Below are 12,886 nucleotides of genomic sequence, written 5' to 3'. Positions count from 1 at the left end.
ATATAATCTGTATTAGTGTTAATAAATTAATTAGTAACCAAGTCTTTTAAGTGTTTCAACCGCATCCGGAACCGTTTGAGGAGCCGGTGCTTTACGCAGACCATTGTCAATTAAGTATTTCAGACTCATTTCAGAACGGTTGGTAAACAAACCGTCACCATAGATACCATGCAGAACTTCATCATATTGTACGGTATTTCCCCAGTTATACTGGCCGAAATATTTTCCCATTTGCGCATAAGAGTCGAATGAGTACGGATGATTGAGCATTCCTGATTTCTTGATAAGATAAGCCTGCCACGGAGCATTCATTTCCGGATAGTCATTAGGAGCGCCTGCGATACAAGGACCGATGATATGAGCCTTATATTCCAAACCGAGATTAATGAAAGAAGCATAACCTTGAGGTGTGTCATATTTCAAGTCGGTAGCCCCATTACCTTCCCACAACAAGAAACACATAGGTATCTTACCCTGGAACTCTTCTGCTGTACGACGAAGACTCTCAAGAGAGAATGTCTGAAGAATAACCTTACCGTTAGTATTACCTACATTAACTTTATTATTTTTATAGAAAGGTTCTCCGTCGCAAGGCTTGGTAATGATATTCCAGCCGAGTTCATCAAGTTTGTTATAAACGCGTTTTTCAAAATCCGAAGGGTTCAGCCATGACTCTTTAAACTCAATATAGACACCCGGACGGTTACCGGTATCCTGCGGGTCATCCACATATTCAAACTTATACGTCAAACAATCACGGGGTTTATCCGGATTCCAAGTACCGGTAACGGTGTATATACGCTCACCGTCGGCATCACGCGCCAGCATTTTTCCTTCAGCATAACGGATTTGGTCTTCAAGAGCCGAGATATACTGATGTTGTTCGGAAAAAGACTCACGAGCCTGTTCAATGCTTGTTTCGTTAAACCAACTACCGGCATCAAGAGCAAGTAATTCCTCATACATATAGGACATTGCATAGTAAGGACGAAAACTGGCTTTATCGGCTGCAACAAGCTTTTCAGCTTCTGCCTCACTCATTCCATGACGCATATAAAACGCCTTACGGGTTGCAGGTACCAGTTCGCTATATACGTTTTCAATGTTGGTGGTACGTTTCAGGTTATCATCGTGATTGGCAAGGATAACACCGTCCTTTGTACACTGAAGGTCGGATTCAAGATAGTCCGCACCCATTTCGCGTGCCCAGCGCCAGGCAGACTCTGTTTCTTCCGGGGCCCAGAAAGTAGAGCCACGATGCGCCATTACAGCATAATCGGGTACATAGTCGCGCACTTTTGCCATTTCGGCAGAGATTGTGTTTACTTCAACACGTGTTGCATCATTATTCACATCTGTAAAATCTTGGTCTTCACAGGAAGTGAAAGCTACTAAGGCCATACCTAACAAGGTTGCGCTTAATTTGATTGGATTCTTCAACATAGTTTAATTTTTAAGGTAAATACTGGTTTAAAGTCATTCTATATTATCTTAAAAAGATTATTTTTTGTTTCTTTCTGCAAGCAATGCTTTCTCGTCTTTATAAGTGAAAGACATCAACAAAATGGACAAGGCGCAAGCAATAAGCAGGAGTATGAAAGTCCAGTCCCAGCCTGCCATTTCGGCTACATAGCCGAGAACCACATTGGCAAGGATGGCTGTTCCGAAGAAGTACCCGAAGAACTTGGTACGGGGATAAAAGGTGATAGGATATAAAAAAAGGTTAAGCTGCAAGCAGCTTAACCTTTTCGATGAATTCCTCGTTTAGAGGTATGCGGTTTATTTGATACCGATATTATTTGATACCGAGTTGTGTCTTAACTTTAGCGGTTACATCTACACTTTGTGCACCTACATAAGGTATCGGAGTACGAGCCAAGTCGAAGATATATATTACACCTTCAGCCTTACCTACCGCTTGGATGGCTTCGTCCAATTTCTTATAGATAGGAGCCATAGCGTCTTGCTGTGCCTTTTGCATAGACTGATAAGCTTCTTGTTGGAATTGTTCCTGGCGTTGTGCCATATCCTGCAATTCTTTCTGACGTCTTTCGGCAATGTTTTTCGGCAGTGAGTCAGCTTGTGCTAAGAATTCTTGATACTTCTTATTGAACTCTTCCTGAGTACGCTGCATTTCCGTTTGGTACTCTTTAGACATAGCATCCAGGTCGGCTTGAGCTTTTGTATATTCCGGCATGGTGATAATAACTTCTTGAGAGTTCATGTGAGCGAATTTAGTTTGCGCCATAGCTCCCAAAGGGAGAGCGAACATAACTACGAGCAGTGCGATTTTTTTAAGCATAATGTTTATTATTTATTTTGAATGATTATTCCTTGTATAGGATGCAAATGTATGAAATTAATTTGAATATCCTAATTTTGCAAGCACTTCATTGCTTATGTCAATACTTGGAGAAGCGAAGATGATGCTTGATGCGGATGCACGGTCTACTACTGCGGCATAACCTTTTTGTGTGGATATTTCCTTTACGGCCTCATAAATTTCATCTTGAATAGGTTGCATCAACACTTCGCGCTTTTTGAAAAGCTCACCTTCCGGGCCGAAGTATTTACGACGTAATTCCGCCGCAGATTTCTCTTTGGCAACAATTTCTTCTTCTTTCTTTGATTTTTGTGCTTCGGAAAGGGTTTTGATAGACGCCTGATAGCTGTCGTATAAACTCTTGGCTTCCTTGCCCAGCTTTTCAACTTCGCTTTGCCATTGTTTGGAAGCCTGGTTCAACTCATTGGTTGCACTTTGGTAAGCCGGGATATTCTTTAAGATATATTCCATGTCAATCAGGGCAAACTTCTGTGCATTGGCTGTCATACCTACGGTAAACAGCAGAAACATGATTAATAAACTCTTTCTCATAACGTTCTGGTTTTAGTTAAACAAATTAGAACTCTTGTCCTAAGATGAAGTGGAACTGGCTGCCGCCGTACTCACTTCTTCCGAATACTTTGTCGAAACCGTAAGCCCAGTCGATACCCATCATACCAATCATAGGAAGGAAGATGCGGACACCGACACCGGCAGAACGTTTCAAATCAAACGGGTTGAATTTGTTTACATCTTGCCAAGCGTTACCGGCTTCAACAAAAGTCAACGCATAAATACTGGTACTTGTTTCCAGCATCAGCGGATATCTTAATTCCAGACCGAGACGTGTATATGCATAGCCTTCGTATCCATAAGGAGTAAGAGAACTATTTTCATATCCGCGCAAGGCAATACTTTCGGTTGCGTAGCTGGAATATCCTGTCATACCGTCGCCACCTACGTCAAAGGTTTCGAACGGAGATTTCTTATACTTGTTGTAGTGTCCCAACAAACCGAACTCTACGCGTCCCATCAATACCGGAGTGCGTTTTACGCTGATAGGGTCCATTAACGGGATGTATATTTTGGATTTGAATTTCCACTTGTGATATTCTATCCATTTATGCATCTTGTTCATGTCGTCCTGACTGCTGGTACTGTATTTGCTGTAATCTGTACCGTCGAACAAGGAGTAAGGCGGTGTCAACTGTGCCGACAGCGAGAATTCGGAACCTTGACGCGGATAAATCGGATTGTCGATAGAGCTGCGTGACAAGGTGAGGTTTATACTCAGGTTGTTACACTTACCGTTGGTAACAGGGAAGTATTGCCAATCACTCAGGATGTAACGTTGGTAGGACAACTCTGCTGTAAATTGGAAGTAGTCATCCGGCCATTTCAGACGCTTACCGAACATCACGGCCAATCCCCACATCTGAATGGATTTGTCCGGGTCGTAATAGTTTTCGTAATTGTTATAGTTACCGTAGTTGTACATACCATAACCGTACATGCCGCTGTAATAGCTGTTGTAATAGTTATTCATGTATGCCGAATTATAGTAACGGCTGCTGATGTCTGTCTGACGAGAGTAGAACGCAGATACCGAGAACGCATTCGGACGCTTGCCGCCAAACCACGGGTCATAGAATGATACGCTGTATGACTGATAATATTTGGCATTGGTTTGTCCGCTGATAGTCAGCGTCTGTCCATCGCCTTGCGGCAGGATACCGCGATAGTTTTCACCCGGATGCAATAAGTTGGCAACGGAGAAGTTTGTGAACTTCAGGCTCAACTTACCGATGATACCCGTTTGTCCCCAACCGGCAGAGAATTCTACCTGGTCGTTTGCTTTGGAGACGAGGTCATAGCCGATATCTACCGTACCGTCTTCCGGTTTCGGCTGAATGTCCGGTTGGATTTGTTCAGGGTCAAAGTGTCCCATTTGCTGGATTTCACGCATGGAACGCATCAAGTCCTCACGGCTGAACAACTGTCCCGGACGGGTACGAAGTTCACGACGAACTACATTTTCGTATAGGCGGTCGTTACCATTGATGCTAATCTTGTTGATGGTAGCCTGGCGGCCTTCGAAGATACGCATTTCCAGGTCGATGGAGTCGCCTACGATATTAACTTCCACAGGGTCGAGCGAGTAGAAGAGATAACCGTTATTATAATAGAGGTTACCGATTGCATCTTCATCTGTGCTGGTACGTTCTTCCAATAACTTCTGATTGTAGACGTCACCTTTCTTCATGCGAAGCAGGAAATTCAATTGCTCGGAAGGATAAAGGGTGTTGCCGACCCAGGTTACATTACGCAAGTAGTATTTCTGACCTTCTTCGATTTCCATGGAAATATCTACCGTACGGTCGTCATAAGGCTTGATACTGTCTTTTACGATCATGGCGTCACGATAACCCAATTCGTTGTACTTATCTATAATCAGCTGTTTATCGGCTTCAAAGTTTTCTTCAACGAACTTCTTGGTACGGAACAGGTTAAGGAGCTTTCCCTTTTCATTCGTTTTCTTCATCACGCGCTTTAGTTTCTTGGTGGTGATGGCCTGGTTACCGGTAATGGTAATCTTATGTACTTTTACTTTCTCTTTTTTGTCGATGTTGATGTCGACCAAGACTTGATTGGCATTGTTGGGATCGTCTTTCTGGGTGATGATGACATCGGCATTCTTGAAACCTTTGTCGTCAAAGTAACGCTTTATCAGCGTTTTAGCGCGGTCTATCAAGTTCGGTGTAATCTGATTACCTTTAATCAAACCTACTCTGGCTTCCAAATCCTCACGTTCCGATTTCTTCACGCCGTGATAACGGATATCGGAAACACGGGGACGCATTGTCAGATGGATTGTAAGCCAAATCTGGTCGCCCTCGATTTTATCTGCTGTGATTTGTACATCAGAGAACAGACCGTGACGCCAATAACGTTTACAAGCTTGCGTTATCTCATCACCGGGTACGGTAATGGTCTGGCCTTTTGACAAACCGGATAGACCGATGATTACATAATCCTCATAATTCTTGGCTCCAACCACCTTTATATCTGCTATTTCATATTTCTTAGGCGTTCCCGAGTAAAGAATAACCGGCTTTTCGGCTTCATCGGTGTTGCTAATGTCCTGTGCCGAGCTGGTCGGTACACAGCTAAAGAGGCAGATAAACGTTACGAGTATGGAGAAAATACGATAGTACATCTTTTTATTTACTATTTTACAATTTACTATTTTACAATTTGTGTTTGTTCGGTCAACTGATTTGTTCACTGGCTTTTCCGAACCTGCGTTCACGCTTCTGATAGTCATAAATGGCTTTGTAAAGTTCCTCTTCACGAAAGTCCGGCCAATAGGTGTCGCAGAAATAAAGCTCCGAGTAAGCGCATTGCCAAAGCAGGTAATTGCTTAGGCGAACTTCTCCGCCCGTACGTATCAACAGATCGGGATCGGGCATAAAGCTGGTGGTAAGATGCTGGGATACCAGATTGCTGTCTATCTGTCCGGGAGTTAATTCGCCTTTGTGTATTAGAGTTGCAATTTGGCGGGTAGCTTCCGTTATTTCCCAACGGGATGAGTAACTGATAGCCAGTACCAGAGACATTCCTGTGTTGTTGGCGGTATGCGCGACACACGTTTCCAGGCGTTCCCGCACGTTGGCGGGCAACTTGGTCAGGTCTCCGATGATTCGGAATCTGATATTGTTCTTCATGAAAGTTTCTTCTTCGATAGAATCGAAAAGAAGCGCCATCAATGCAGCGACTTCATTAGAAGGACGATTCCAGTTCTCGGTGGAGAACGTATATAAAGTCAGATATTTGATGCCTAATTTTGACGCTTCTTCTGCAATGATATGCACAGTTTCGGCACCGGCTTGGTGTCCGAAGCTACGCTCTTGTCCACGCAGCTTTGCCCAACGTCCGTTACCGTCCATGATGATTGCCACGTGTTGTGGAATTCGGCTTAAATCAAGTTCTTCTTTATTTAGCATCTTTCTATACTTACATCTCTTGTCTTGGTTATTATTCTCGTTTTATACCTTATATATAAGGGAAACAGAAACAATAAGATTACTGCACTTCGGCCGACATCAGCTTGTTGAGATGGCCGCGCCAAACTGCATTTGTGCTTCCGTCACCGCCGAAGATTACCCAGATATAGGGAGCATTTACTACAATGGAATAGGGGGCGGTTATTTCTGTCATATCTTTGTCTAACAAGAATTTTCTTTGGGTTTTACGCCAGGATATGCCGTCAACGGAAGTGTAAATGGCATCAAGCTTGTTTTCTTCTTTACTGCCGAAGATGTAATAGTTTTCACCGTAGTACATCACAACAGGGTTGGCGAGTTTAGGGCAATATACATTGTAGGCTGTATTATTAAGTGGAACCCAATAGCTACCATTAGAGGAAACCCAAGGAACTGTTTGCTCTGATTGGTCATTGCCGGACTTGCCTACTATCATAACCTGAGGCTGGTAGTTAGACTCGAAGTTGGTGGAATATATGTTTTCAGTAGGAAAGTTTGTACCGCTGAATTCACCAGTCTCTTTAGTAACTCCATCGTCCTTAGTGGTATAAACGCCATTATCGGTAATAACGGTAAGGATATTAGGAAAACTTGCTATCAATGCTTGGACTTTATCCCCAAATTCAGCTTCTTTCTTCCATAATTTTCCGTCTGAAGAAGAGTGTACTGTATTATCAGCAACAATATATAGCTTTTGCCCGTTATCTCCACTGAGGGTTACAAGAGAACTTAATTGGGCATTATTGGGGAAGTTTGTATATGCTTCTGTCGTCCAATTGCAATCGCTTGGATATTTATTGTTTTCATCAGGTTGTATAGCCGTTTTGTATGCTGCATCTTGAGTGAATACCCATAATTCGTTATTGAATAATACTGCCTTTTGACCACTTGCAGGAGCGGGCACAAGTAGAGGAGAACTCATAAGGTTCCATACCAAAGAGTCCGGGTCTTGCTTATGCATTCTGATTTTGAGAGTATACTCGTTTACAGTAACGCCGTCCGGAGCATGTACTTTAAACTTCATTCCGGTTTCATTGTTTACCGCTTTTCTAAGGTCTACCGAATCGGCTTTGTTGAATATCGTGTCGCCGTTGATGTTCATTTCATCTCTCGAAGTAATCCAGCCGCTTACGGTGAATGTATCGATTAATATGCGGTCAATAATCGTATCCGCTCCAATTGGCAATGAATCCTGATTATAGATTTCTCTGCTTAGTTGATCTATCGTGAATTTATAATATTTGCCGTATACGGTGTCGATGCCAAAAGCATGTACCGTTGCATCGGAGCTTAGTTCTACTGTATCGTCAGAGTCAAGGCACGAGCTTATTGCGATTGATACAAAAAGAAAACTCGCGATTATTGCTAAAAACTTTATTCTCATTTGAAAGATAGTGTTTATTTACAAGTTGCAAAAATAGGAACATTTTTTTCTATAAACAGCTTTATCGGCAAGTTTTATATAAAATTATAGATAATATGGCTGTTTTTCTCGATAAAAATGCCCTTGAATAAGGCTGTTAGCTTAATCTTGCAGCGGTGTAATGTCGAAAACTTCTACCGAAATATTGTTCGTTGGCATAAGGTATTTTATCGCCTATTTCAGGTGCTTTAACACCGGAAAACAGCATTGAAGGGCTCTCTTCAACAAACGCTTCATCCCACAATCCCGCATCGATGAAAGACTGTAACAGGACGTTCCCGCCTTCAACTAATAGCGATTGCAGTCCTTGCGCATACAAATACTCCATGATTTGTGGCAATATATTCTGCCGGAAGTCAATGGGAAGGTATTCAATGTTGGATTGTGGAGAATGCGGTTTCTCCGTGAATACGAGCGTACGGACATTGCCATCAAATAAATGTAGCTCGGGGGAGAGCTTTTGCTTTCTGTCTATAACGATTCGTACGGGCGACCGTCCCTGCCAATTGCGTACCGTCAGACCGGGGTTGTCCAGTTCGGCTGTACGTGTGCCTACCATAATGGCGCTATGTTCCGCCCGCTTCTTGTGTACCAGCATGGAAGTCAATGGATTGGATAAGATAACCGGTTTTCCGCCTTCCCGGAAGTTGTCGATGTATCTATCGGCGGATTCCGCCCATTTCAGCGTAATATATGGACGATGCAAGGTATGAAATGTAATAAAGCGGCGGATTAAATTTCTACATTCCTGTTCCAGCACCCCGACGGTGACTTCCCGCCCCGCATCTTTCAGCTTTTGGATTCCTCGCCCTGCTACTTTGGCAAACGGGTCTTGGCAGCCTATCACGATGCGAGGAATTTGCTTCTCTATGATGAGGTCGGCGCAAGGCGGCGTTTTTCCATAATGGGAGCAAGGCTCCAGGCTGACGTAGATTGTGGAGCGCTTCAGCAGTGAAGGCTCTTTGACAGAGCGGATTGCATTGACCTCGGCATGCGCTTCACCGCAACGTACATGATATCCTTCACCGATAATTTTTCCGTCGCATACGACTACTGCGCCCACCATCGGGTTGGGGGCGGCATTGCATAATCCGTTTTGAGCCAGTTGAATGCAGCGGCGCATATATTTTTCTTCTTCCATACTTTGTATTACTCTTAAACTTCCACTATTTTTGCAGCTCGAAATGCCGAACGTTATGAATATTTCCGTTGCTCATATTCGCCGTACTTTGCAGGAGAGTTACTCTGCACAAGAAGCTGCCAATCTATCCCGCATTGTCTGTTGCGAAATACTGGGACAGACGGCGGTTGATTATTATCTGGGCAAAGATATAATTTTATCCCCAAAAGCGATGCAGGATTTGGATGGCATTCTCGCTCGTTTGCATAATTTTGAACCGATACAGTATATACAGGGAACCGCCCGCTTTTTGGAACGTTCCTATCACGTGGCTCCCGGCGTGCTGATTCCCCGTCCGGAAACGGAGGAATTGGTGGAAACGATGTTAAAGGAGATTGCGTCCGATGCCCGTGTTCTTGATATAGGAACGGGGAGCGGATGTATCGCGGTCTCTCTTTCCAAAGCCTTTCCGGATGCGAAAGTAACAGCCTGGGATATTTCGGATGAAGCTTTGAATATTGCCCGACGAAATAACGATATGCTCGGAGGAAATGTACGCTTTCTTCGACAAAACGTACTGACCTATACACCGGGAGACAGCGAATGTTATGATGTCATTGTCAGTAATCCGCCATATGTCACAGAGTCGGAGAAGCAAACGATGGAGCGCAATGTGCTGGACTGGGAACCTTTTTCGGCATTGTTTGTTCCGGATAACGATCCATTGCTTTTTTACCGGCGGATAGCGGAATTGGGCAAGACGATGCTTGCGCCCGGCGGCCGGTTGTATTTTGAAATAAACCGGGCTTATGGAGAAGCTACGGCGACGATGCTTTGTGAGCAGGGATATACCAATCTACGGGTTCTAAAAGATATTTCCGGAAATGACCGAATTGTAATCGCAGAACGATGATAGAAATTACAGAAACAGATGCTTTAAGCCGCCTGGCCGCTTATTGTTCTACTGCAGAGCATTGCCGTGCGGAAGTAACGGAGAAATTGCAGCGTTGGGGTATTTCTTATGATGCCATAGACCGTATCATCAACCGTTTGGAACAGGAAAAATACATTGATGAGGAACGCTTTTGCCGCGCCTTTATCCATGATAAGTACCGTTTTGCCAAATGGGGAAAAATAAAGATAGGGCAGGCGCTCCAATTAAAGAAAATTCCCCAAAGAGTTTTCTTTCAGTACCTGAATGAGATTGACGAAGATGAATATCTTGCCGTTCTGAATGATTTACTGGCGGCCAAGCGCAAGAGCGTTCACGCGGAAAATGAGTTCGAGCTGAATAATAAGTTGGTACGTTTCGCTCTGAGCCGGGGATTCGAAATGAAGGATATTCGTCATTGCATTACGCTTTCTGATGAAAATGATGATTTGGAGTAAAAATTATCCGTATTCTTTTTTTTATTCTCGTTAGCTTTCTGTATTTTTGCGGCATATTTATCATAATAGTTAATTTAGCTATGAAAACTTTAGAAAGATTGTTTGCAGAGAAGTTGCTGAAGATTAAAGCGATTAAACTACAACCCGCTAATCCATTCACTTGGGCATCAGGATGGAAATCTCCGTTTTACTGTGATAACCGTAAGACTCTTTCATATCCTTCTCTCCGTAATTTCGTGAAGTTGGAAATTACGCGTCTGATTCTGGAACGTTTCGGTCAGGTTGATGCTATTGCCGGTGTTGCTACGGGAGCTATTCCTCAGGGAGCATTGGTGGCTGATGCATTGAACCTGCCATTTGTATATGTACGCTCTACTCCGAAAGACCACGGTTTGGAGAACTTGATAGAAGGCGAACTTCGTCCGGGCATGAAAGTGGTAGTGGTGGAAGATTTGATTTCTACCGGTGGAAGCAGCTTAAAAGCCGTTGAAGCTATCCGTCGTGACGGATGCGAAGTAATCGGTATGGTTGCCGCTTACACTTACGGATTCCCCATCGCGGAAAAAGCATTCAAGGATGCTAAAGTTCCTTTGGTGACACTGACCAATTATGAAGCTGTTATGGAAGTCGCTCTTCGTACAGGCTACATTGAAGAAGAAGATGTGGCTACGCTGAACGAATGGCGTAAAGACCCTGCGCATTGGGAAGCCGGAAAATAAGACTTATTTTATATAATGATAGATTATGACGAAAGAGCCATTCGGATAGATACTGTCCGGATAGTTCTTTTTGTCTTTTAAAGACCATTGGATTATGACAAAATTTGAGAGTGCGGTGAAGGTAATACCTACTTCGCAAAATGCTGTTTATGAGAAGCTTTCAGACCTTAGCAATTTGGATAAGGTAAAAGACCGCCTACCGCAGGACAAGGTGAAGAATTTGAGTTTTGATGCGGAAACGCTGTCGATAGAAGTACCTCCGGTTGGGAAAATCGTATTGCAGATTGTGGAGAAAGAACCTTGTAAGTGTATCAAGTTTGCAACAACAACCTCGCCTCTGCCGTTCAATCTGTGGATACAGATAGTGCCCGTTACAGAAACGGAATGTAAAATGAAACTCACCATCGGTATGGAATTAAATCCGTTTATGAAAACTATGGTGCAGAAACCTTTGCAGGAAGGACTGGAGAAAATGGCGGAGACCTTGTCACTGATTAATTACTAATTACTGAATCTTATGGCTCAGAAACTTTGGGAAAAATCCGTTCAGGTAAATAAGGATATAGAGCGTTTTACGGTGGGACGTGACCGTGAGATGGATCTTTACCTGGCAAAGCATGATGTGTTGGGTTCTATGGCACATATCACGATGCTGGAAAGTATCGGCTTGCTGACGAAAGATGAATTGTCCCTGCTGCTCGCGGAATTAAAGAATATCTATGCGGCTGCAGAGAATGGGGAGTTTGTGATAGAAGAGGGGGTGGAAGATGTTCACTCTCAGGTGGAGTTGATGCTGACTCGTAAGTTGGGTGATGTGGGAAAGAAAATCCATAGCGGTCGCTCTCGCAACGACCAGGTGCTGCTGGACTTGAAACTCTTTACCCGTACGGAGATAAAGGAAATCGCCGAAGCTGTGGAGCAACTTTTCCATGTGCTTATCATGCAGAGCGAACGTTATAAAAATGTGCTGATGCCGGGCTATACTCATTTGCAGATAGCGATGCCGTCGTCTTTCGGATTGTGGTTTGGCGCTTATGCGGAGAGTCTGGTGGATGATATGCTGTTCTTGCAGGCTGCCTTTAAGATGTGTAATCGTAATCCGCTGGGTTCTGCCGCCGGATATGGTTCGTCCTTCCCTTTGAATCGTACAATGACTACCCGGCTGTTGGGCTTCGATTCGCTGAATTATAATGTGGTGTATGCCCAAATGGGGCGTGGAAAAATGGAGCGTAATGTAGCTTTTGCTTTGGCAAGTATTGCGGGTACGATTTCCAAGCTGGCGTTTGATGCCTGTATGTTCAATAGCCAGAACTTCGGATTTGTGAAGTTGCCGGATGAGTGCACTACCGGTTCAAGCATTATGCCGCATAAGAAGAATCCGGATGTTTTTGAACTGACACGTGCCAAATGCAATAAGCTTCAGTCGTTGCCCCAGCAGATAATGATGATAGCCAATAACCTGCCTTCCGGATATTTCCGCGACTTGCAGATTATTAAGGAAGTATTTCTGCCTGCTTTTCAGGAGTTGAAGGATTGTTTGCAGATGACGACTTATATAATGAACGAAATCAAAGTGAACGAACATATCCTTGACGACGATAAGTACCTGCTTATTTTTAGTGTGGAAGAGGTGAATCGTCTGGCTCGTGAAGGTATGCCGTTCCGGGATGCTTATAAGAAAGTCGGTTTGGACATTGAAGCCGGTAAGTTCTCTCATGGCAAAGAGGTACATCATACGCATGAAGGCAGTATAGGTAATCTGTGCAATGACGAAATCTCCGGTTTGATGCGGAAAGTTGTAGATGGCTTTAATTTTGAGACAATGGAACAGGCCGAGAAAGTATTGCTCGGTCGGTAATCGTAGAGAAT

The 12,886-nt window shown here is 43.7% G+C and carries 12 protein-coding genes and 1 pseudogene; 5 read left to right on the top strand and 8 right to left on the bottom strand.

What is annotated here, in order from left to right:
- Positions 1 to 30: 30 nt before the first annotated feature.
- From BHV73_RS00190 to ribD, 8 genes and pseudogenes are all read right to left on the bottom strand, one after another.
- Positions 31 to 1,443 carry a glycerophosphodiester phosphodiesterase family protein gene (locus BHV73_RS00190; RefSeq protein ID WP_009121853.1) on the bottom strand — a complete coding sequence of 471 codons (1,413 nt, stop codon included), beginning with the start codon at positions 1,441 to 1,443 and terminating at the stop codon, positions 31 to 33.
- 57 nt (positions 1,444 to 1,500) lie between these two features.
- Positions 1,501 to 1,689: pseudogene (gene glpT, locus BHV73_RS00185) on the bottom strand (glycerol-3-phosphate transporter); the annotation flags it as partial.
- 106 nt (positions 1,690 to 1,795) lie between these two features.
- Positions 1,796 to 2,302 carry an OmpH/Skp family outer membrane protein gene (locus BHV73_RS00180; RefSeq protein ID WP_009121864.1) on the bottom strand — a complete coding sequence of 169 codons (507 nt, stop codon included), beginning with the start codon at positions 2,300 to 2,302 and terminating at the stop codon, positions 1,796 to 1,798.
- Between the two features lie 57 nt (positions 2,303 to 2,359).
- On the bottom strand, positions 2,360 to 2,875 hold the full coding sequence (locus BHV73_RS00175; RefSeq protein ID WP_118469185.1) for an OmpH/Skp family outer membrane protein: 516 nt from the start codon (positions 2,873 to 2,875) through the stop codon (positions 2,360 to 2,362).
- 25 nt (positions 2,876 to 2,900) lie between these two features.
- The gene (gene bamA, locus BHV73_RS00170) at positions 2,901 to 5,540 is read right to left on the bottom strand and encodes an outer membrane protein assembly factor BamA (protein WP_009121866.1); all 2,640 of its coding nucleotides are present in this window, start codon (positions 5,538 to 5,540) and stop codon (positions 2,901 to 2,903) included.
- A gap of 52 nt (positions 5,541 to 5,592) precedes the next feature.
- The gene (locus BHV73_RS00165; RefSeq protein ID WP_286735734.1) at positions 5,593 to 6,327 is read right to left on the bottom strand and encodes an isoprenyl transferase; all 735 of its coding nucleotides are present in this window, start codon (positions 6,325 to 6,327) and stop codon (positions 5,593 to 5,595) included.
- A gap of 79 nt (positions 6,328 to 6,406) precedes the next feature.
- Positions 6,407 to 7,750 carry a DUF6242 domain-containing protein gene (locus BHV73_RS00160; protein ID WP_195621765.1) on the bottom strand — a complete coding sequence of 448 codons (1,344 nt, stop codon included), beginning with the start codon at positions 7,748 to 7,750 and terminating at the stop codon, positions 6,407 to 6,409.
- 136 nt (positions 7,751 to 7,886) lie between these two features.
- Entirely contained in the window at positions 7,887 to 8,930 is a 1,044-nt protein-coding gene (gene ribD, locus BHV73_RS00155) for a bifunctional diaminohydroxyphosphoribosylaminopyrimidine deaminase/5-amino-6-(5-phosphoribosylamino)uracil reductase RibD (RefSeq protein ID WP_195621766.1), read from the bottom strand.
- Positions 8,931 to 8,985: 55 nt separating this feature from the next.
- Between ribD and prmC the strand changes: the two genes are divergently transcribed.
- The 5 genes from prmC to argH all read left to right on the top strand — a co-directional run bounded on the left by prmC (position 8,986) and on the right by argH (position 12,875).
- A complete protein-coding gene (prmC, locus tag BHV73_RS00150; RefSeq protein ID WP_195621767.1) occupies positions 8,986 to 9,822 on the top strand; it encodes a peptide chain release factor N(5)-glutamine methyltransferase in 837 nt (278 codons plus the stop codon).
- A complete protein-coding gene (locus tag BHV73_RS00145; protein ID WP_009121871.1) occupies positions 9,819 to 10,298 on the top strand; it encodes a regulatory protein RecX in 480 nt (159 codons plus the stop codon). The genes prmC and BHV73_RS00145 overlap by 4 nt, the downstream gene beginning before the upstream one ends.
- Positions 10,299 to 10,378: 80 nt before the next feature.
- Entirely contained in the window at positions 10,379 to 11,017 is a 639-nt protein-coding gene (gene pyrE, locus BHV73_RS00140; RefSeq protein ID WP_009121872.1) for an orotate phosphoribosyltransferase, read from the top strand.
- Between the two features lie 94 nt (positions 11,018 to 11,111).
- Positions 11,112 to 11,522: an SRPBCC family protein gene (locus BHV73_RS00135; protein WP_087413254.1), complete on the top strand. Its 411-nt coding sequence runs from the start codon at positions 11,112 to 11,114 to the stop codon at positions 11,520 to 11,522.
- 12 nt (positions 11,523 to 11,534) lie between these two features.
- Positions 11,535 to 12,875 carry an argininosuccinate lyase gene (gene argH / locus BHV73_RS00130; RefSeq protein WP_009121874.1) on the top strand — a complete coding sequence of 447 codons (1,341 nt, stop codon included), beginning with the start codon at positions 11,535 to 11,537 and terminating at the stop codon, positions 12,873 to 12,875.
- Positions 12,876 to 12,886: the final 11 nt, after the last annotated feature.

This window comes from Bacteroides sp. 44_46 (genome assembly GCF_001915465.1).
Taxonomy (GTDB): Bacteria; Bacteroidota; Bacteroidia; order Bacteroidales; family Bacteroidaceae; genus Bacteroides; species Bacteroides clarus.
The sequence above is the reverse complement of the archived record's forward strand: the minus strand, read 5'-3'. Positions and strand labels throughout refer to the sequence as shown.